Annotated in this window: 20 protein-coding genes and 1 tRNA gene; 4 read left to right on the forward strand and 17 right to left on the reverse strand. The window is 69.6% G+C overall.

The features are described 5' to 3' along the window. Window position 1: 1 nt before the first annotated feature. The 7 genes from EO776_RS13330 to EO776_RS13360 all read right to left on the reverse strand — a co-directional run bounded on the left by EO776_RS13330 (window position 2) and on the right by EO776_RS13360 (window position 5,473). Window positions 2-427, reverse strand: a complete 426-nt coding sequence (locus EO776_RS13330; RefSeq protein WP_049930185.1) for a 30S ribosomal protein S19 — start codon at window positions 425-427, stop codon at window positions 2-4. After that, a complete protein-coding gene (locus EO776_RS13335; RefSeq protein ID WP_049930183.1) occupies window positions 424-1,146 on the reverse strand; it encodes a 50S ribosomal protein L2 in 723 nt (240 codons plus the stop codon). Before EO776_RS13335 ends, EO776_RS13330 begins: the two co-directional genes overlap by 4 nt. A 1-nt stretch (window position 1,147) precedes the next feature. Further along, window positions 1,148-1,402 carry a 50S ribosomal protein L23 gene (locus EO776_RS13340; RefSeq protein WP_049930182.1) on the reverse strand — a complete coding sequence of 85 codons (255 nt, stop codon included), beginning with the start codon at window positions 1,400-1,402 and terminating at the stop codon, window positions 1,148-1,150. Then, on the reverse strand, window positions 1,399-2,145 hold the full coding sequence (gene rpl4p, locus EO776_RS13345) for a 50S ribosomal protein L4 (protein ID WP_086216128.1): 747 nt from the start codon (window positions 2,143-2,145) through the stop codon (window positions 1,399-1,401). The genes EO776_RS13340 and rpl4p overlap by 4 nt, the downstream gene beginning before the upstream one ends. Before the next feature lie 3 nt (window positions 2,146-2,148). Continuing rightward, window positions 2,149-3,165, reverse strand: a complete 1,017-nt coding sequence (locus EO776_RS13350) for a 50S ribosomal protein L3 (protein WP_049930179.1) — start codon at window positions 3,163-3,165, stop codon at window positions 2,149-2,151. 4 nt (window positions 3,166-3,169) lie between these two features. Then, a complete protein-coding gene (locus tag EO776_RS13355) occupies window positions 3,170-4,036 on the reverse strand; it encodes a putative RNA uridine N3 methyltransferase (protein WP_086216126.1) in 867 nt (288 codons plus the stop codon). Between the two features lie 159 nt (window positions 4,037-4,195). Next, window positions 4,196-5,473, reverse strand: a complete 1,278-nt coding sequence (locus tag EO776_RS13360; RefSeq protein WP_094579883.1) for a PQQ-dependent sugar dehydrogenase — start codon at window positions 5,471-5,473, stop codon at window positions 4,196-4,198. A gap of 107 nt (window positions 5,474-5,580) precedes the next feature. Between EO776_RS13360 and EO776_RS13365 the strand changes: the two genes are divergently transcribed. Both EO776_RS13365 and EO776_RS13370 read left to right on the forward strand, forming a co-directional pair. Then, window positions 5,581-5,651: transfer RNA gene (locus EO776_RS13365), tRNA-Gly, on the forward strand. Window positions 5,652-6,049: 398 nt separating this feature from the next. Continuing rightward, the gene (locus tag EO776_RS13370; protein WP_049930172.1) at window positions 6,050-6,892 is read left to right on the forward strand and encodes an aldo/keto reductase; all 843 of its coding nucleotides are present in this window, start codon (window positions 6,050-6,052) and stop codon (window positions 6,890-6,892) included. 24 nt (window positions 6,893-6,916) lie between these two features. Here the strand turns inward: EO776_RS13370 and gfo6 are convergent, their stop codons facing one another. After that, the gene (gene gfo6 / locus EO776_RS13375; protein WP_099289103.1) at window positions 6,917-8,008 is read right to left on the reverse strand and encodes a D-xylose 1-dehydrogenase Gfo6; all 1,092 of its coding nucleotides are present in this window, start codon (window positions 8,006-8,008) and stop codon (window positions 6,917-6,919) included. A gap of 106 nt (window positions 8,009-8,114) precedes the next feature. Beyond that, window positions 8,115-8,663: a redoxin domain-containing protein gene (locus EO776_RS13380; RefSeq protein ID WP_094521454.1), complete on the reverse strand. Its 549-nt coding sequence runs from the start codon at window positions 8,661-8,663 to the stop codon at window positions 8,115-8,117. A 136-nt stretch (window positions 8,664-8,799) separates the two neighbouring features. Here EO776_RS13380 and EO776_RS13385 point away from each other — a divergent pair, with 136 nt between their 5' ends. Then, window positions 8,800-9,348: a VTT domain-containing protein gene (locus EO776_RS13385; protein WP_094521455.1), complete on the forward strand. Its 549-nt coding sequence runs from the start codon at window positions 8,800-8,802 to the stop codon at window positions 9,346-9,348. Between the two features lie 24 nt (window positions 9,349-9,372). Here the strand turns inward: EO776_RS13385 and EO776_RS13390 are convergent, their stop codons facing one another. From EO776_RS13390 to EO776_RS13400, 3 genes are all read right to left on the reverse strand, one after another. Then, entirely contained in the window at window positions 9,373-11,184 is a 1,812-nt protein-coding gene (locus EO776_RS13390) for an acyl-CoA carboxylase subunit beta (RefSeq protein WP_094521456.1), read from the reverse strand. Between the two features lie 112 nt (window positions 11,185-11,296). Further along, the gene (locus tag EO776_RS13395; RefSeq protein WP_049930165.1) at window positions 11,297-12,190 is read right to left on the reverse strand and encodes a class 1 fructose-bisphosphatase; all 894 of its coding nucleotides are present in this window, start codon (window positions 12,188-12,190) and stop codon (window positions 11,297-11,299) included. Continuing rightward, on the reverse strand, window positions 12,190-12,993 hold the full coding sequence (locus EO776_RS13400) for a class I fructose-bisphosphate aldolase (protein ID WP_086219875.1): 804 nt from the start codon (window positions 12,991-12,993) through the stop codon (window positions 12,190-12,192). Before EO776_RS13400 ends, EO776_RS13395 begins: the two co-directional genes overlap by 1 nt. Before the next feature lie 211 nt (window positions 12,994-13,204). On the opposite strand from EO776_RS13400, the gene EO776_RS13405 reads away from it, so the two are divergent. Continuing rightward, window positions 13,205-14,062, forward strand: coding sequence for a 3-hydroxyacyl-CoA dehydrogenase family protein (locus EO776_RS13405; protein ID WP_049930162.1), 858 nt, complete (start codon window positions 13,205-13,207; stop codon window positions 14,060-14,062). A 25-nt stretch (window positions 14,063-14,087) separates the two neighbouring features. Here EO776_RS13405 and EO776_RS13410 read toward each other — a convergent pair whose 3' ends face one another. From EO776_RS13410 to EO776_RS13435, 5 genes are all read right to left on the reverse strand, one after another. Then, window positions 14,088-14,762 carry a phosphate ABC transporter permease gene (locus EO776_RS13410; protein WP_094521457.1) on the reverse strand — a complete coding sequence of 225 codons (675 nt, stop codon included), beginning with the start codon at window positions 14,760-14,762 and terminating at the stop codon, window positions 14,088-14,090. Between the two features lie 75 nt (window positions 14,763-14,837). Next, window positions 14,838-15,116 (reverse strand): zinc ribbon domain-containing protein, encoded by a 279-nt coding sequence (locus tag EO776_RS13415; RefSeq protein ID WP_094521458.1) that lies wholly within the window; start codon window positions 15,114-15,116, stop codon window positions 14,838-14,840. 493 nt (window positions 15,117-15,609) lie between these two features. Next, a protein-coding gene (locus EO776_RS13425) for an IS630 family transposase (RefSeq protein ID WP_129452446.1) occupies window positions 15,610-16,631 on the reverse strand; the annotation gives its coding sequence in 2 pieces (ribosomal slippage) (window positions 15,610-16,125 and window positions 16,128-16,631; 1,020 coding nt in all). A gap of 175 nt (window positions 16,632-16,806) precedes the next feature. Continuing rightward, entirely contained in the window at window positions 16,807-18,123 is a 1,317-nt protein-coding gene (locus EO776_RS13430) for an MFS transporter (RefSeq protein WP_094494597.1), read from the reverse strand. Between the two features lie 115 nt (window positions 18,124-18,238). Then, on the reverse strand, window positions 18,239-20,023 hold the full coding sequence (locus EO776_RS13435; protein WP_100050363.1) for a hybrid sensor histidine kinase/response regulator: 1,785 nt from the start codon (window positions 20,021-20,023) through the stop codon (window positions 18,239-18,241). Window positions 20,024-20,152 lie beyond the last annotated feature (129 nt).

Here is a 20,152-nt window from a genome sequence, read left to right on the forward strand (position 1 = left end):
GTTACTTGAGGGGCACGAACTTCGAGGACCGGGTCGCGCCGATGCCGGCCTGACCGTGTTCGACGGTGCTTCGCGTGAGGTGGAACTCACCGAGGTAGTGCCCGATCATCTCGGGCTCAACCTGAACGCGCTCGAAGCTGTGGCCGTTGTACACGGCGAAGGTGACGCCGACGAACTCCGGCAGGATCGGCATGTCGCGCAGGTGCGTCCGGATCGGGTCGTCCGCCGTCGTCTCCTTGTCGCGGCTCCGGACCGTCTCCAGCAGCTTCTGCTGTTCGGTGCCGAGTCCGCGAACGATGCTTCGCCGCTGGCGTGCGGGGAGCAGTTCCGCGACCTCGTCTACGTCCATCTCCTGCAGCTCGTCGAGCGAGTGACCGCGGTAGGCGAACTCCTCGCCCTCGCGGCCGGTTCGGTAGTCTGAACTCATTTGTTGCCACCTCGTCCGGTGCGCTTGGATGCGATGTCACCGACCTTGCGTCCCGGCGGGGCGTCCCGCGAGACGGACTTCGGCTGGCCGGGGTGTTGGCGACCACCGCCACCGAAGGGGTGGTCGACGGCGTTCATCGCGACGCCGCGGACGCGCGGGTATTTCGTGCCGCGCGCCTTCATCTTGTGGTGTTTGTTGCCGGCCTTGACGAAGGGTTTCTCCGTCCGGCCGCCGCCCGCGACCACGCCGATCGTGGCGCGGCACTGCGGGTCGAGTCGCTTCACTTCGCCGCTGGGGAGCTGGACGACCGCGACGTCGCGGTCGTGGGTGAGGAGTGTCGCCGACACGCCAGAGGCGCGCGCGAACTTCCCGCCGTCCCCGCGGTTGCTCTCGACGTTACACACCGGGACGCCCTCGGGGATCTCCGCCAGCGGGAGCGTGTTGCCCGGCTTGATCTCGGCCGAGACGCCGACCTGAATCGTCTCGCCCACGCGTACGCCTTCCGGCGCGAGCACGAGCCGACGGTCGTCGTCCTCGAACTCGACCTCCGCGAGGGGGGCCGAGCGGGCCGGGTCGTGTTCGATCCCGACGATCTCGCCGGTGACCGTGTCCACGTCTTCGAGCTTCTTGTGCGACAGTTCCGCCTTGTAACGGTGGGAGGGGGCCCGGAACGTCGGGCCGCCGCGTCCGCGCCGTTGTCCTTGGATTCGTCGTCCCATCTCAGAACACCCCGATACGCGAGGCGATTTCGGTCGCGTCGTCGTCCGCGGACAGGGTGACGACCGCCTTCTTCTCGCCCTGCGGCGTCACCTGCGTGTTCACGTTGACGACGCCCACGTCGTAGCGCTCGGCGACCTCGGACTCGATCTCCGGTTTGGTCGCGTCCACGTCGACGAGGAACAGCAGCTTGTTGTTGAAGTCCATCTCGTTCATCGCCTGCTCGGTGACGATCGGATGCTCGATGATCGAGTTCATCGGTCGGCCACCTCCGAGACGGCGCTCTCGGTCCACAGCGTGAGTCGGCCCGGGTGCGCGCCGGGCGCGAGGTCCTCCGCGTTGACCTCGCGAGCGGTCGCGACGTCGACGCCCGCGAGGTTGCGGGCGGCGCGGGACGGCTCCTCGCTGGTGACGACGAGGACGGACTTGGGCTGGCGGTACTTGCGGCCGCGGGCCTTGCCCTGTCCGGCGCGGACGGAGCGACCCTCCTCGGCGCGCTCGATGTCGGCGTCGGCGCCGACGGCTTCGAGCACGCCAAGGGCGTCCTGCGTCTTCTCGAGGTCCTCGAACTCGTCGCTCACGACGAGCGGGAGGTCGAGGTCCTCGTCGAACGCGTGGCCGCGCTCGGCGACGAGCTCGGCGTCGGTCGTGGCCGCGATGGCCGACCGGATCGCGAGCTGTCGCTCCTTGTCGTTCAGTTGCTTCGACTGGTCCTTCTCGGCCTTCGGCGGGTGCGCGGCGCGCCCCGACACGGCGTGCGGGACGCGACGGGCGACGTTCTCGGAACGTGGCACGTGCGCGAGCCCGCGGCCGGAGCCGAACGATTCTGCGGGCGTCCGCAGCCCGGCGAACTCGTCGGCCCCGTAGGCCTGCTTCCGGTTGGCCTGAGCGGCGTCGACCGCGCGACCGATGAGGTCCGGTCGGAACGCGGTCTCGAAGACGGCCGGCAGCTCGACGCTGCCCGCCTCCTCGCCGTCCAGGTCGTGTACTGTTGCGTTCATTGGTTATCCCTGGTTGGATTCGGTGGAAACGTACCGGACCTCGGGGTCGAGGCGCGGCTGGTCGTTCGGCCGGATGGCCGGGCGGAACCGCAGCAGGCGCTGGTCCGGACCGGGCAGCGAGCCCTTGATGAGCGCGTACTCACCGTCGACCTCGCCGTAGTTGACGAAGCCGCCGTCGACGGAGGCGTCGTCGCCCTCGCCGAAGTCGATGAGGCGCTTGTTGAGCTCGGTGCGCTGGTGATAGCCGGTCTGCCCCTGCTGGGGGACGGTGGAGCGGACGCGGGAGGGGTTCCACGGACCGAGGTTGCCGATCCGACGCCGCCATCCCTGGCGGGCGTGTTTGCCCTTCCGCTTCTGAACGCCCCAGCGTTTGACGGGACCCTGCGTCCCCTTCCCCTTCGTGATGCCGGAGACGTCGGTGTACTGGCCCGCGCGGAAGACGTCGCCGAACTCGTGGGCGCCGCCCTCCGCGACGAGGTCCAGCGCGAAGTCGGCGCGCTCCTCGAGGGAGCCGCCGCCGACGCGCGTCTCCATGATGTCGGGCTTCTTCTTCGGGACGTTCGAGAGCTCCGAGGGCGCCGTGTGCGTGATGACGCGCACGTCGTCGACGACGTCGTCGTCGAGCAGCGCGCGGAGCTCGTCGGCGTCTTCCTCGAAGGTGTCTTCCGCCGGGAGGTCGAGCGCGCGGTCGAGTTCCTCGTGGAACTCGGTCGCCCAGACCTCTTCGACCGGCTTCTGTCCGTACGGCGTGTTCTCGTAGGCGCGCACGGCGACGGCGTGCATCTGCGGCGTCTCGACGACGGTGACGGGGACGGCCTCTTCCATCCCTTCACGCGGCGAGTTCGCCTCGTCGTTGACCATCATGACGTGGGTCATCCCGGCCTTGTAGCCGGCGAATCCCTGCAGCGCAGGGGCCCCGTCGTCTTCTGGCCACGAACGGATGCGCGGCACCTCGCTGTCTGCGCGGGTGCGCGGGCCGTAGCCCAGCGAGCCTTTTCGTGGTCGGCTTGGTTGTGGCATGTGTTTACTCCGTGAGTGTGAGCGAGCCGAGGGTCGCGAACAGAGCCTCCTCCGTCCGGACGACCTCGCTCGCCTGTGCCGGGATCGTGTTCAGCCAGAGGTCGAACCCCGGATCGGGTTCGACCGAGCGGCCGTCGGCGACGGCCGCCCGAATGCGGTCGGGCGAAAGCCCGAGCATCTCCGGAAGCCCCCGCTCGGGCGCGCCGAAGGCGACGGTGTAACCGCCGGCCTCGCGGGCGTCCGAGACGAGGTCGCCGAGCCGCGAGACGGAGAGTTCCGCTCCGTGTCGCGACGTCGCGACGGCCAGTCCGTCGCCGGCGAGCGCTTCCGACAGGTCCGCGGCCGCGACCTGGAAGCCGACCTCCGGCTTCCCGGTGATGCGGGCGCGGACCGGTTCTCTCGAAGAGACCCTGATGGTGACGCGCTCCCCCCGCTCGACCTCCATTCCGGAGGGGACGAGCAGGGAGATCGGGTGTTCCCGCAGCGGGGAATTGACCCGGACGCGGCCTTCAGGTCCGACCTCGGTCACGAGTCCCTGTGTTTTCGACTCTTCCCCGCTAGGGGTCGAGCCGGTCCGCCACGGCACGCGGAGCGGGGGAAGCACACCGACGTACCGGAGTTCGTCGCGCTGCCCCCAGAGGTCCTTTCGGAGCTCCGGCGGCGTCGCGGCGTACCCCAGCACGGTGCGGACGTACTCCCCGCCCCGTCGCCCGTCGCCTTCCCGGTCGGGGAAGACCACGAGCCGATCCGCCCGGAACACCGCCGCCGCACGGGCGACGTAGCCGAGTTTGCGAGTCGCCTCGCGGTCGTCCTCGGCTTCCCGGACGAGCGAAGACGGAACACAGATCGTGAGTCCGTCTTCGGTACGCATCGTGGCGAGACTGTAACCTTCGATTCCGGACGGCACGGTAAAAGGATAGCGGTCCCGATATCCGGCTGTGCCGCGTTCACACGGGGTCTGCGCGGGGATTCCGCCCGCGAATCCGAGCCAACTCGTCACACGGATCCGCGTCGCCGCGGAGGCAACCCCTCACGCCGGAACGACCCGCGCCACCGGCGCGTCGCCGTCATCGACCGCGACGTAGAGGTTCCCCGTGTCCGGTTCGACCGCGACCGCGCGCATGCGCCACCCGCGGTCGGCGAGCAGGGGCTCGCGCTCGGTCACGGTCGCGTCGAGGCCGTCGCCGTCGACCGTGAACCGCCCGAGGTACCGCGCCGCGAGCGTGCCCGCGAACAGGTCGCCCCGCCACTCGGGGAACGCGTCGCCGTCGTAGAAGACCGCGCCGCTCGGCGGGAAGCCGCCGGACCCGCACGGCCAGTGGTGGACCGGCGCGATCACGCCGTCGCGGTCCTCGTGGCCCGGCGCGAAGGGGTCGTCGGTCCCGTAGCGGCACGCCTCGCTGGCGACCGGCCAGCCGTAGTCGCCGCCGCGCTCGATCACGTTGATCTCGTCGCCGTCTTCTTCGCCGTGCTCGCACTGCCAGATCCGGCCCGTCTCGGACCGCACCGCCATCGCCTGCGGGTTCCGGTGCCCGTAGCTGTACAGCGCGTCGGCCGCGTCCGGGTCGTCGACGAACGGGTTGTCGGGGTGGGCGTTGCCGTCCGGGGTCAGCCGCAGCGTCGCGCCCAGCTCGTTCGAACGGTCCTGCGAGACGTGGTCGGGTCCGAAGTCCGTGTCGCGCCGGTCGCCGACCGTGACGAACAGCGACCCCTCGGGGCCGAACGTCGCCCGGGAGCCGAAGTGGTTCGCGCCGCCGCGGAACGGCTCGGCGACCCGGATTGGCTCGAACTCGTCGAGCACCGGCGCGTCGCCGCCGTCGAGTGAGAGCCGTCCGGTCCCGACGTGCGTCGTCGCCTCGCCCGCGTCGTTCGCCGCCGCGTACGTGAGGTAGACGCGCGGGTCGGCCGGGTAGTCCGGGTGGACCGCAACGTCGAGCAGGCCGCCCTGCCCCTCCGCGAACACTTCTGGCGCGCCCGCGACCGCCTCGACGGCCCCGTCCGCGGGGTCGACAAGCGAGAGCCGTCCCGGTCGCTCTGTGACCAGCAGGCGACCGTCGTCGGGTAGGAAGGCGAGCGCCCACGGGTTCTCGAACCCCTCCGCGACGGTCTCGACGTCGTACGCGACGCCCGCGCCGTCGTCCGGCGGGGCGTCGCCGCCGTCGTCGCCGGAGCCTCCGGCCTCGTCGCCGCCGGGAGAGCCGCCGCCCCCGAGACAGCCGGCGACGGCGGGAAACGCGGCGATGCCGGCGAGCCCGGCGGTCGCGCGGAGGACGGTGCGTCGGTCGGCGCGGTCGGGCAGGTCGGTCATCGTTCGGGTACGGATCCGTGTGGGGGCGCGGCACCGATGACCCTTCCGCCGACCGTCGTTCGGAACCCTTATATCTCCGACCCGGGCTACGATCGGATGCGAAGCACGCACCGGTAGTGTAGTGGTATCACGCAACCTTGCCATGGTTGCAACCCGAGTTCAAATCTCGGCCGGTGCACTCCCTGCGGTCGTGCCCCGACCTGACTCCCGCTCGCTCTGCTTGCGGGAGTCTCGGCCGGTGCATTTTCCGACTGACTGCGCCAGCCAGCGTCCGCTTCACTCCGCTCAGCGGACTTGCGAACGAAGTGAGCAGAATGACCGAGAGAGACTTGAGCGCTATCAGTCGCGCGCAGCGAACGGCGAGCAGAGCGAGCCGTGAGCGGGCACGTCTGATTCTGAGTTCGAATCTCGGCCGGTGTACTCCCTGCGGTCATGTACCGGCCTGACTTCCGCTCGCTTCGCTCGCGACTCCCTCGCGCGTGCTGCTCGGCCGCGTGGCGGCCTCGCAGGCACGCGCCGCCGCACGAGATTCCCCGACCGGTAGTTTCAATCGGTGATCCGGCGAACCCCCCTCGCGTGACCGTACCAACGAAGACGCTCCCGAGCGGCGCGGAGCTGCCGGCGCTCGGGCTGGGCACGTACGACCTCGACGACGACGAGACGGCCGACAGCGTTCGGGCGGCGCTCGACGCCGATTACGCGCACATCGACACCGCGGAGGGGTACCGCAACGAGGCGGTCATCGGGGAGGCGCTCGCGGCGAGCGACGTCGACCGCGACGACGTCTTCCTCACCTCGAAGGTGCTCGCGAAGAACCTCAACTACGAGTCGGTGATCGAATCGTGCGAGGCGTCGCTCGACCGGCTCGGCACCGACTACCTCGACTTGTACCTGATCCACTGGCCGAACCCCGCCATCTCTCTGCGCGAGACGCTCCAGGCGATGGCGGAGCTGCGCGAGCGGGGGCTCGTCCGCGATATCGGCGTCTCGAACTTCAGCGCGTACCAGCTCAGCTGCGCGCACCACATTTCCGACGTGCCGATCGCGGTCAACCAGATCGAGTTTCACCCGTGGTTCCAGCGGCCCGACCTCGTCGACTACTGCCGCGAGACCGACACCGTGATCGAGGCCGCGGCCCCGCTCGCGCGGACCGACGTGTTCGGCGACGAGGTCGTCGCCGAGCTGGCGGAGCAGTACGACAAGCACCCGGCGCAGGTGATCATCCGGTGGGCGATCGACCGCGGCGTCGTCCCGCTACCGCGCTCGTCGACCCCGGAGCACGTCCGGGCCAACGCCGACCTCGACTGGGAGCTCGACGAGGCCGATCGGCGACGGCTCGACGGGCGCGACCGCGACGCCCCGGTGTACGACACCCCGGCCCGCGACTGGACGAGCGACGTGTACGGGATCGAACAGTAGTGGGCTCGCAGCCGCGGTCGCGGCTCAGTCTCCGAGTTCGACCGGCCGCCCGGTCTCGGCCGACTCGTAGACGCCGGCGAGCGCGCGCATGTCCGTGAGCGCGTGCTCGCCGTCGGGGTGGAACGGTTCGTCGGCCAGCAGCTGGTGACCGAAGTAGGCGAACTCCTCTTCGATCTGGTGGACCTGCTCGAAGTCGACATCGACCCGCGTCCCGCCGCGAACCACGGCGAATCCGCGGTCCTCGCGCTCGTAGAACGCCGGGTCGAGGACGAGTCTGGCGTCTGTCCCGGTGACCTCCAGCCGGCTCGCGTGCTGGGCGTTCTGGCTCACCGTACAGAACGCGTCGACGTCGTCCGGGAACTCGAGTCGGAACGAGGCGTGCTCGTCCACGTCGGCGAACGCCTCGTGCTCCGACCGGGTCCGGCCGGACACCCGGACCGGGTCCTCGCCGAGTGCGAACCGCGTCGTGTTGAGCGGGTAGACGCCCAGATCCATCACCGCGCAGCCGCCCGACAGCGAGGGGTCGAGCCGCCACTGGTCCGTGTCGCTTCCGAGTTCGCCGAGCATCGTCTGCGACATCGTCGCGTGGACGTGGATCACCTTGCCGGCGACGCCCGCGTCGAGGAGGTCGCGGAGCCGCCGGACGGCGGGGTCGGTCTGCATCCGGTAGCCGACCATCAGGGGCACCCCGGCGTCGCGGCAGGCCGCCACCAGCTTCCGCGCGCGCTCCGGCGTCACCTCCAGCGGCTTCTCGCAGAGGACCGCCTTCCCCTGCTGTGCGGCGGCCTCGACGTACTCCAGGTGGGTCGCGTTCGGCGTCGCGACGTAGACGGCGTCGTACGCGTCCGCGGCGGCCCCCGATCGCAGTTCCTCGGGCGTGAGGCCCGTCAGGTCGCGCTGGGCGGCGACCGCTTCGACCGCCGCGGGGTCGACGTCGCTGACGACGGTGGCCTCGGTGTACGCCGACCGCGCGATGCCGGGCAGCGCCCACTCCCGGGCGAACCAGCCGAGGCCGACGACCGCGACCCTGACTGGGTCGGCGACGGCGGCCGGGTCGAGCGTCTCCCAGTCGCGGCGCGTGAACTCGTCGAGGTACTCCGCGAAGGCGGCGTCCATGTCGCCCCCTCCGCGCGGGGGCGTCAAATAACCACGGCGACGCCGACGCGTGACGCGACCGGGCGAGTCACGGACCGCGCCGCCGTCGCGCTCGTCCGCGCCGCGCTCACCACGGCCCGTCGTAGTTCACCCGCGGCCGGTCCACGTCGATCCCGATCTCGCGGAGCGTCTCGGCCGCGCGCCGGACCGGCGCCGGGTCGGCGCGGTCGAGGGGATCGTCGGTCGCCTCGGCGAACCGGACCGTCCAGTCCCCGTCGATCACGACCGTCGCGCGCCGCGGGATGCCTGAATGCCCCTCCCACGAGTCGGCGAGCAGGTCGTACGACTCGGCGACGCCGCCGTGGAAGTCGGCGACGACCGGGAAGGGGAGTCCGAACCGGTCGGCGTACGCGAACGCCGCGTACAGCGAGTCGCCCGTGAGCGCAACGACGGCGAGGCCGTCGCGGTCGTACCAGCCGGCGTCGCGGACCGCGGCGAGCGCCGCGGTACAGGGCGGCACGAACGTCGCGGGCGCGAGACAGAGAGCGACGGCGTCGTGCGCCTCGACCAACCGGAACAGCGCCAGTTCGGTTGCGGTGCGCTCCGCGTCGCCGTCCGGAGCCCCGCCGACCGCGGGCGCGGCGAAGTCGGGGGCGGTGTCGCCGACGGTGACCATGCGTCCACGAGGCCCGCGGCCGATAAATAGCCACCCGAGGCGGGGGCGGCGACCGCGACCGGGTCCGCGGAGCGGCCTGACGCGTGCGAACAGCCGGCTCGGGGGGTGTTTTAGCTGTGGGGCCTGGAGGGCGGTCGTGATCGGAGCCCACGCTGAGACGGCGCTCGCCCTCGTCGGCACCTACGGCGCCGTCGCGGTCTTCGTCGTCTTCGCGCTCGAAGGCGCCCTCGTCGGGAAGGTGCTGCCAGCGCGGACGCTCTTTGTCGCAGCGGTGGTCGCCGCGGGGGTCGACGCTGTGGCGGTCGTCCCGGTGTTCGCGGCGGCCGTCGTCGGGGCGACGACCGGCCAGTCGCTGCTCTTCGTCGTCGTCCGTCGGTTCGACCTGGATCCGACGGCGTCGAGGGCCGTCCCGGTCGACGCGGGGCGACTGGACGGCGCGACGCGCTGGCTCGACCGGTGGGGGCTCCCGGCGGTCGCCGCCTCGAACGCCGTCCCCGGGACGCGCGGGTGGCTCGCGGTGCCCAGCGCGAGCGCGTCGTCGGTGTCCGCGCCGCGGTTCGCCGCCGCGTCGCTACTCGGGTCGGCCGCCTACGCCGGCGCGCTCCTGGGAATCGGGCTGGCCGTCGCGCTCGGCGTCGAGAGCGCAGTCGAGCTGTTCGGCGGCGACCTCGTCGCGGCGCTGTAGCCCGGCTCCGCCCGTTTCACCCGGTCAGAGGATCGTCCCGTGCTTCTTGTCCGGCAGGTCCTTCTGAACGTCCTCGTAGAAGTCGAACCGCGCGGCGAGCTCGGCGCGGAGGTCCGAGGGCGGCACGATTTCGTCGATGACGACCTCGCTCGCCATGCGGTGGACGTCGATCCCCTCGCGGTACTCCTCGCGGAGGCGCTCCTCCTCGGCGGCGCGCTCCTCGGGGTCGTCGATCTCGGCGAGCTTCCGGGCGTAGACCGCGTTGATCGCGGCCTCGGGGCCCATGATGCCGATCTCGCCGGAGGGAAGGCCGATGACGCTCTCAGGGTCGTAGGCCGGCCCGCCCATCGCGTAGATGCCCGCGCCGTACGCCTTCCGCACGACGACGGTCTGTTTCGGCACCGTCGCCGAGGAGGTGGCGTAGATCATCTTCTTCCCCTTCTCTAAGATGGCGTCCTTCTCCACCTGCGAGCCCGCCATGAAGCCGGGCGTGTCACAGAGGTACAGCAGGGGGATCTCGTAGGCGTCGCAGGTCCAGATGAACTCCGCGGCCTTCTCCGCGGCGTCCGGGAAGATCGCGCCCGACCGCTCCGTCGGCTGGTTGGCGACGACGCCGACCGGCCGCCCGTCGATCCGGCAGAACGCCGTGACGATCTCCGGACCGTACCCCTCCTTCAGCTCGAACACCGACTCGGCGTCGGCGATCCGGTCGATCAGGTCGTGGGCGTCGTACGGGCGGTTCGGCGACTCGGGGATCAGCTCGTCGATCCCGTCGGGCGAGAGCTTCGGCGGCTTCGTCTCGCGCCGCGGGGGCTTCTCGCCGGCCCGGTCGGGGAGGTAGCCGATCAGGTCGGCGACCAGCTCGCGGGCGTGCTCCTCGTCGCGGGCGATCAGGTCCGCCGACCCCGACTCCTCGGCGTGGACGCGGGGCCCGCCGAGATCGTCCAGATCGATTTCCTCGCCGGTGACCATCTCCACCATTCGCGGGGAGGCGATCGCCATCGCGGACATGTCCTCCACCATCACAGTGAAGTCCGCGAAGACGGGCGTGTAGGCGGCCCCGGCGATACAGGGGCCGTAGAGGACGCAGATCTGCGGCACCGCGCCGGAGAGCATCGAGTGGTTGTAGTAGTACTTCCCGATCCCCTCGCGGTTGGCGAAGAAGCCGGTCTGCTGGTCGATCCGACCACCGGAGGAGTCCATCAGGTAGAGCACCGGGTTCCCCGTCTTCAGCGCCCGCTGTTGCATCCGAAGGAACTTCTCGACGCCCTTCGACGCCATCGACCCCGCCTTCACGGTGAAGTCGTTGGCCATGAAGTGGACGTCGCGCCCCTCGAACTCGGCCGCGCCCGTCAGCAGGCCGTCGCCCGGGAGGCGGTCGCCGCCGCGCTCGTTCCCCGCTTCGTCCTCGCCGGCGGGCGCGTCGGGGTGCCAGTCGTCGAACGCGGCGAACTTCCCGTCCTCGAACTTCACCCCTGCGGGGTCGCCGTCCGCGGCGCCGGCGTCGCCGGTCCCGCGGGTCCCGCCCTCGCCGCCGAACCAGAGGTCGAGGCGGTCGCGGACGAACAGCTTCCCCTGCTCCGAGAGCCGGTCGCGGTACTTCTCCGGGCCGCCCTCGCGGATGTCGGCTATCTCGGCGCGGAGGTCGCGCTCGCGGTCGGTCGGTCCGAGGTCGTCGTCGAGCGGGTAGCTCGGCTCGGACGGCTCGGCGCTGGCGACCGGCGTCTCCTCGCCCTCGACGTGGACGTCGACGTCGACGCCGAGGTGTTCGGCGAGCGACTTCGCGATCGCCGCAGCCTCCTCGGGCGTCGCCGCCGCGCCGACGTGGACTTTCATGGACGCAAGATTTGCGGTAGATCCTAAACAGTTTTCCATGCGGGATTCGACGGGCCCGCGTCGGCCGGCGGCCCGGGGCGGCGCGCCGCTCGTCCGGAGCGGTACCCCGCTGCTACTCCGCGTCGACGGCGGCTTCCAGCCGCTCGATCAGCGCCTCGTTGCCCACGTAAACCGGCGTGCGCTGGTGAACCGCCTCGGGCTCCACGTCGAGGATCGAGCCGGTTCCGTCCGAGGACGCGCCGCCCGCGCGCTCGACGATGTAGGCGATCGGGTTCGCCTCGAACTGTAGCCGGAGCTTCCCCTCGGACGCGCTCCGGAGGGCGGGGTAGGCGAACACGCCGCCGTAGGTGAGCACCTGGTTCACGTCGCCGACCATCGCGCCGCCGTACCGGAGCTTCAGCTCGTCTTCGATCGATCGGGCGTACGCGCGGAAGTCCGCGGGCCAGTCGGGGACCCGGCCGCCGAACCCGTAGACAGTCGGGGTCGCCGGCAGCGAGAGGTCGGCCTCGACGACGGACCTCTCGACGCCGTCGCCGTCGGCGGTGACCACTTCCTCGCGGACGCCCGTCTCGTCGGCGACGACCATCGTCGTGATCGGGCCGTAGAGGACGTAGCCGGCGGCGACGAGGTCGCGGCCGCTCGCGGGCAGCGGCGCGTCGTACACGCCGACGACGGTGCCCATCGCGTTGTTCGACCGGAGGTTCGAGGAGCCGTCGAGGGGGTCGATCGCGACGGCGAGCGCGTCGCCCGCGCCGCTCCCGACGGCGCCGCCCGCGTCGACCGCCGATTCACGCTCCTCGCTGACGAACGAGCCGACGCCGTCGACCGCGGTTATCGCGTCGCCGAGGAGCTCGTCGGCGTACAGGTCGCCCGCGAGCACCGACTCGCCGGATTCGTTCTCCGTCCCGCTCTCGACGCGGCGGCCGGGGAGCGCGGCGCGGATCTCGGGGGCCGTCGCCGCGACCGCGTCGAACACCGCGTCGACGGTCGAGTCCGGTGAGGACATCAGTCGTCGCTCTCGGCGACGGCCAGCGCCTCGGCCGGGTCGGACTCTTGGAAGATCACGGCCTCCAAGGCGTCGAGGATGCGCTCGGGCTCGTCGCGCTGGAAGACGTTTCGGCCGACGGCGATGCCGGTGGCCCCCGCGTCGATGGCGTTCGAGACGTTCCGGAGGAACGCCTCGTCGTCGCGCATCGTCCCGCCGGACATGACGACGTCGGCGGGGCCGGCCATCTCGACGGCGTCGCCCATCGCCTCGGCGGAGCCGGGGTACTTCACCTTCACCACGTCGGCGCCGAGCTCCAGGCCGAGCCGCGCGCCGTACGAGATGACGTCCGGGCTCGCGTCGTTGCGGAGCCCCTGCCCGCGCGGGTACGACCACATGACGACGGCCATGTCGTGTTCGCGGGCGCCCTCCTGCGCGTCGCGGAATTCCTCGGCCATCTCTACCTCGTGGTTCGACCCGCCGTAGACCGTGAACCCGACCGCGTCGGCCCCCAGTTCGGCCGCGTACTCGGCCGTACAGTTGACGGCGCTGTTCGGCTCTCCCCGCCAGAGGTTGGAGGTCCCGTTGAGCTTCAACAGGAGGTTGACCTCGTCCTCGTAGTCGGGGTAGTACGCCTCGGCGAGCCCCTTCTGGACGGCGAGCGAGGTGACCGCCTCGTGGGTGGCGAGCTCGAAGATCCGTTCCGGGTCCGCCGTGTCCGGGTTCGGCTCGAAGTCGACCGGCCCGTGTTCGAGCCCGTGGTCGTACGCGAGGATGAGCGACTTACCGTCGCGCGAAATGTCGTCGGCGGCGTGAGGAAGCATCAGTTCGTAGTTCCGTTACATACGTAAAAAGGGCTGTGGTGAAGTCGGCGGACGTAAAGAAACTTAGCGGCCGATTGAGCGGCGCCTCGGGTCGTTTTTGCGCGATCGGCTTCGAAACGCGTTACTACTCGAATTGTTAATTTCTCCGGTGCGAACGCGTTCGGGACCGGCTTTCGCAATACTTACCAGCCGCGGCGCGGCAGCGAGTCACATGCGAACGCTTTCCGAAATCGAGGTCGTCGGCGTCGTCGGCGCCGGGACGATGGGCAACGGGATCGCGCAGGTCGCGGCGTCGGCGGGATACGACGTGGTGATGCGGGACGTGGAGCGCGAGTACGTCGAGCGCGGCCTCGACAGCGTCGAGGACAGCCTCGACCGGCTGGCCGGAAAGGGCGCGCTCGACGAGGACCCCGAAGCGGTCCGCGACCGGATCACGGGGACGACGGCCCTCGACGACCTCGCGGACGCCGACCTCGTCGTCGAGGCCGTGATCGAGGACCTCGAGGTAAAACGCGACGTGTTCGGCGACCTCGACCGCGTCACCGACGACGACGTCGTCCTCGCGACGAACACCTCCACGCTGTCTATCACGACCATCGCGAGCGCGACGGAGCGCGCGAGCGACGTGGTCGGCCTCCACTTCATGAACCCCGTCCCGATCATGGACGGCGTCGAGGTCGTGGTGGGCGAGCGCACCGACCCGGCGGTCGTCGACTTCGCGCACGCCTTCGCCGAGGACTTGGGCAAGGAGACGTGGGAGTCCGACGACAAGCCCGGGTTCGTCACCAACCGGATCCTGATGCCGTGGATAAACGAGGGGATCCGCGCGTACGACGAGGGCGTCGCCGACAAGGCCGACATCGACCGCGGGATGAAGCTCGGCACGAACGTCCCGATGGGGCCGCTCGAACTCGCCGACCACATCGGCCTCGACGTGGCGCTCGACGCAAGCGAGACGCTCCACGACGAACTCGGCGACCGCTACAAGCCGGCGTACCTCCTCAAGCGCAAGGTGGAGGCGGGCGACCTCGGCAAGAAGACCGGTCGCGGGTTCTACGAGTACGAGTGACCGCGTCGGGGCGTCTGAGAGGCGGTCAGGCCGCGTCCGCGTCGCGGTCGTCGTCCGCCGTCCACCGGCGCGCGCCGGGCAGCAGCCCGACGAGCTTCGTCACGTAGCCGAACCGGAACAGCCCCAGCTGCGAGAGCGCCCCGAGGACGAACACCGCGAGGAACGCGGGCGCCGAGAGGTCGAAGAGGAGGGGTTGGACGGTCGTCTCCGCGGCGGCCGTCTCGAAGCTCGCGGGCGTCAGCGACCGCGAGGCGAACGCCGCGCCGATGAGCGCCGTCGAGACCACGAGCGTCGTCCGGGTGAGGACGAACCCGAACAGCGCGCCGACGGCGACGCCCGCCAGCGTCGCGCCGACGAGCAGCGCCGTCCCCTCGACCCCTGCGGCGTCCGCCGCGTAGAAGGGGCCGACGGCGAACCGCCCGGCGAACCCGCCGACGACCGCGCCGATGCCGAGCACCGCGAATGAGAGCCCGGCGTACGCGAGGAAGCCGCCGAGGAGGCCGCCGACCGCGACCGCGCCGGCGGTGAGAGCGGCGCCGTCGACCGCGACGAGGCCGACGACGTTCGGCGCGAGCAGGTAGCCGGCGCCGGCGCCGACGAGCAGCCCCGTCAGCGTCACCGCGTAGACGGAGACCGCCGCGCCGACGAACGCGAGCGCCAGCCCCGCGAGGACCAAGCCGCCGTTGAGTGGGGTGAGCATGTCCGTACCGTGGCGCGCGCTGCTACTTAAATTGTCGCAGCCGCGAGGACGGAAAACGGGCGGCGAGCGGCGGACTCACCGCGCCCGGCTCGTCGCTCGTCGATCGATGTATCGCGTGTACCCGCCGACCGCGAGGCCGAACCCGACGACGAGCAGGACGAACCCGAGGAGGCGACTGGTCCCGACGGTCATCACCGTCAGGACGACGCCGAACAGCAGCGCGAACACGCCGGCGACGACGACGCCCACGTCCAGCAGCGGCGAGGGTTGGATGCTGCGACAGTGCGGACAGATCCGGGCGTCGGCGGGGATCGGCTCGCGGCACTCGACGCAGCGGAGGCGGTCGCTCGGCACGCGAGGCGGTTCGGCCGCGACCGGTTTGGCTCTGTTGACTACGGAGGGGGCCGAGAGGACGTGTCTGCTACCCGGACGCGCCTCGGATTGTACTCGTCGGAACAGAGAACTCCGACGGGCCGCATGGTTAAACGATGTTTCCGGATTGTGAACCGAAGTGCCGAAACGGAGACGCCGCGAGGTCCTCGGAGCCCTCGCGGTGGCTCACCGCCGGTTGTATTTCCGACGACGACCCGCAGGTGGAAATTCGGGAGATAGACGTGGTGAATCTGCGGGACGAGACCGTCGGTGTCACGATAGTTGCGGAGCGAGGCGACGAGGTCGTATCCGAGGACGGGTTCCGATTCGGCCCGAAGCAAGGCGGAGCGACGGTCGGAGTGTATTTAAAAGAAAGTTGGATGAGTGGTGAGGGAGACCTGGAACTCACGATATACGCGGATTCGATCGACGAAGCCAGTCTATTCACGGAGAGCGTGGCACAAGAGAGTGATACTCACGGACATAAATACGTAAACACATCTGGGATTTCGACCCGGTCGAGTGCAGAGAGAGCAGCCTCACGGAGATCGTCGAGTGTGTCAAACAGGCGGTTCCCAAGTTCTTGATCAAGTTGTCTCCAACACTCTTCCGCGGGGTTCAGCTCCGGTGAACCCCGCGGTAGGTAACAGAGTTCTATCGGTGTACCTTCAGCAAACTCTTGGACCTTGTTCGCCGTGAAATACGAGGCGTTGTCCAAAACGACGCAAATCTTCTCGCCGAATTCAGTCTGAAGTGCGTCGAGAAGTCGAATCGTCGTGTCGCTGTTAAAATTCCCTGCACACGGCAGGAAGAACGTCTCACCGCCATCGCTGACTGCACCAAGCAACTTGATGCTATCCCACGCGCCCGTCACCGGCAGTGACGGGCGCTCCCCTTCCGGAAACCACGCATAAATCAACGTCGAGAGAACCTGTCTCGTCTGATCGATGGTCAGGATCGTGTATTCGTCGTCCAGGTCGTTGCGCTTTTTTTGAAGCCTTCTTTCCAAGCTTCTTGGGCTCTTTCGTCGGATTTGTAGAACTCCGGCCGGGCTGTCTTCCAGGACAGCCCGGCCTCAGACATCAATCTCCGGACGTGCCGCTCACAGTACTCAACGTCAAACTCTTCGGCGAGATAGTGACGAGCTAGTGGAACAGACCACGCGGGCGCGTCTAATCCTACTTCCTCGGGCGATTCGTGAAGTACCTTGACGAACCGCTTGTGCTGTTCATCAGAGAGTTCGGTTGGTCTGCCTTCGCGCGGATCGTCGTAGGCGACTTGCTCGACCGGCTCATCAGCGAGCCGGTCGAGCCGACCAACCCACCGAGACAACCATGGACCGGTGTATCCGTATCGTTCAGCAACCTCCGCCATCGTTGCATCGTCTTCTTCAAGATAGTTGATCACCGCCATTAGCCGCTGTGTCGGCTTTTTATCTTCGACCTCCGCGAGAGCGTCGCGGAGGTCGTCAAGAGTGGCGGCGTCAAGCGTGGACATACTCGCTAATCACACTCTAACCTAAAGAATATTTAGCTGACAGTATGAGGACGACGAGTGTGTATCCGCGTTCAGTCCGGTCGACGAGAACGGCGGAGGCATGTACTACGCCGAAGCTGAGTGTTGACGACGCGCGAAACGAGCGCCGGGTGCGGATTTCCGCCCGCTCTCCCGCTCAGTCCGCGCCGGCCGCCGCGGCCGGCTCGTCGCCGGTATCGAGCGTCTCCTCCACCTGCGTGAAGACGGCGATCAGCGCGAGCACGGCGGCCGCGGCCCCGACCGCGAAGGGGACGACGAAACCGAAGCCGTAGAGCCAGCCGGACGCCAGCGGCCCCAGGGCGACGCCGAAGCCGAAGCCCATCGTGAGCACCGACAGGGTGGTCCCGGACTCCCCCTCGCGGGCGAGGTCGCCGGCGAGCGCGAGCGACGGGGCGAACACGCACGCGACCGCGATCCCTTGGCCGAGCCGGACGAGCATCATCAGCGCCGGCTCGGTCACGATCCCCTGAAGCAGCGTCGTCGGGACGAGGATGACGAAGCCGGCGAGCAGGAACGGCCGGCGGCCGATCCGGTCGCTGGCGCGGCCCACGGGGACCTGGAAGACCACGTTCGCTATCGTCACGGCCGCGAACTGGGCGCCGAACCACACTGGGGGCTGGTCGAGCCGCACGTTCACTTGGTTCTGGAGCGTCGCGAACAGGGCGATGCACGCGCCCATGGCGACGGTCGCGAGCCCGAGCGTGAACACGGGGTCGAGCAGGCGGTCCTCGCCGCGGACCCGGATCGACACGTCGTCGCCCGCCTCGGCCTCGACGTCGGCGTCGCGGACGAGCAGGAACACGAGCGTGAAGCTGAGGTACGCCCCCGCGCAGGCCGCGACGAAGGCGGCGTCGAAGCCGTCGAGGACCGGGAGCCCGACGGCGGAGAGGTCGTACGGCCCGCGAGCGACGACCGCGCCCGCGAGGACCGGGCCGAAGCCGAAGCCGATGAGCCGGAACGTGTTGTACACGCCGAAGTTGCCGCCGCGGTCGGCGTCGCTCGCGGCGTACTCGTTCACGAGGGCGACCGTGGCGGGGATGATGAGCGCCGCGCCGAGCCCCTGTATCGCCCGCAGCGCCACCAGCACCGGGTAGCTCGTCGCGATCGTGTACAGCCCGCTCGCGGTTCCGAGGAGCAGGATTCCGGCGAGGACGAACGGACGACGGGCGCCAACGCGGTCGGAGAGCCGCCCCGTGAACGGCTGCGAGAGGCTGTTGAGAAAGCCGAAAAGCGAGAGCACGACGCCGATGAGGAGCGGTTCGGTCAGCGTGACCGCGGCCGCGCCGACCCCGACCTCGACGCCGAGTAACCCCTCGATGTCGACGAGGTCGCTGGTGATGTACAGCGGGAGGACGACGATGAGAAAGGAGTTCCCGGCGGCGCCGACCATTCGCGCGAGCGCCAGCACGATCACGCGCCGGTCGGTGTCGGTGACGCCGGAGAGGAGCCCCATTCACTCTGGGTTCGGAACGGATGATAAAGGCGCTTGTGAACGGGGGGAGTCGATCCGGTTTCGGTCGCCGACGAGCGTCGAACCGCGGTCTCGGTGTCGACCGAGACCGAGCGGCTCAGGGGGTCGCCGGGGTCCGCTTGTCGACGCCGCGGACCTCGAACCGCGCGCCGCCGTCCTCGCCGGTCGTCGCCTCGACCGTCCACCCGTGCGCGGTGGCGATCTCCTGAACGATCGCGAGGCCGAATCCGGTGGTGCCCGCGCCGCCGCTCTCGCCGGGTTCGAAGAGCGAGTCGGCGACCGCCGGGTCAATCCCCGACCCGTCGTCCTCGACGAAGAAGCCGTCCGAGAGGTCGCCGACCCGGATCGAGACGTCGTCGCCGGCGTGGTCGACCGCGTTGCGCATCAGGTTCTCGAAGAGGTTCCGGAGGCGGTCCGGGTCGGCGAGCACCTCGCGGTCGGTCTCGACCGAGAGGGTCGCGTCCGCGGTGTCGACGGTTGACCAGCTGTCGGCGACGACGTCCGCGAGGTCGACGCGCTCCGGGTCGCCGACCGTCTCTCCCTCGCGGGCGAGCGCGAGGGTCCGCTCGACGATCGACTCCATCCGGGCGAGCGCGTCGAGCGCGGCGTCGAGGTTCTCCGCGTCGTCCGACGCCTCGCGGGCGAGCTGGACCCGGCCCTGCGCGACGTTGAGGGGGTTCCGCAGGTCGTGCGAGACGATGCTCGCGAAGGAGTCGAGCCGGTCGTTCTGTCGTTCGAGCGCCGCCTCCCGCTCTTTGAACGCCGTGATGTCCTCCTGGAAGCCGACCCAGTGCGTGACGGTACCGTCCGGGTCGCAGATCGGGGCGATGCTCACTCGGTTCCAGAACTCCGTCCCGTCTTTCCGGTAGTTCAGCAGCTCGACGCTCGTCGGCTCGTCGGCGTCGATCGCGTCGCGGAGCTCCTGAACCGACTCCTCCTCCGTGTCCGGCCCTTGGAGGAACCGGCAGTTGACGCCGATCGACTCCTCGCGGTCGTACCCGGTCATCTCGACGAACCGGTCGTTGACGTACACCATGGGGTTGTCCTCCCGGTCCGCGTCCGTGATGGTGATCCCGACCGGCGCCTCGTCGAGGGCGCGGGTCTTCGTCTCCAGTTCCGCGCGGCGCTCGCGCTCGTCGGAGACGTTTCGGAGGATGCCGACGCTGCCGTTGAACGAGTCGCCCTCGTACGGCAGCGCGGCCATGTGGTCGCGACAGGGGATCGGCTCTCCCTCCTTCGGGACGATGTCGACGCCGAAATGCTGGACGTCGGGCCCCGAAGACGAGAGGATCGTGCCGAGGCGGTCCTCGGCCTCTTTGACCGCCGCGTCGTCCTTGATGAACCCGGGCTTCTGGCCGATGATCTCCTCGCGGTCGTAGCCGGTGAGCTCGGCGAACGGCTCGTTGACGAACCGGAAGACGCCGGTCTCGTCGACGACGTAGACGGGGTAGCCGAGCGCCTCGATGACCGTCGAGTAGCGCTCGGCGATCTCTTTGGTCCGGTGCTCCTCGACCGTCTGATCGACGCGGTTCGCGAGCCGGCGGAGCTGCTCGGGACCGCCCTTCTGGAAGTAGCCGGTGACCCCCGCGTTGAGCGCCTGACTGGCGATTTCTTCCGAGCCCTTCCCGGTGTACAGCACGAACGGGGTCTCCCCGTGGCGGTCGCTGAACACGTCGAAGAACTCCAGCCCGTCCATCGCGGGCATGTCGTAGTCGCTGACCACGCAGTCGAAGGCGGCCTCGTCGAGCCGGTCCAAGGCTGTCTCGGGGTCGGTCACGCTCGTCACCGCCACGGAGTCGATCTCGCGTTCGAGGTACGCCTCCGTGAGGTCGAGGACCGACGGGTCGTCGTCGACGTGTAACACGTCGATCGCGGCGGGCATACGTGAACGAACGATCGCGAGGAATAAACGACTACCGACCCGGCTATCGGATCTGGATCCCGGGGCGGCGGCGACCGCGGTCCGCGTTCCACTTCCGGCGCGCGTGGCTGGTTCTTAAGACCGCGGAGC

Source organism: Halorubrum ezzemoulense, assembly GCF_004126515.1.
Classification (GTDB): Archaea; Halobacteriota; Halobacteria; order Halobacteriales; family Haloferacaceae; genus Halorubrum; species Halorubrum ezzemoulense.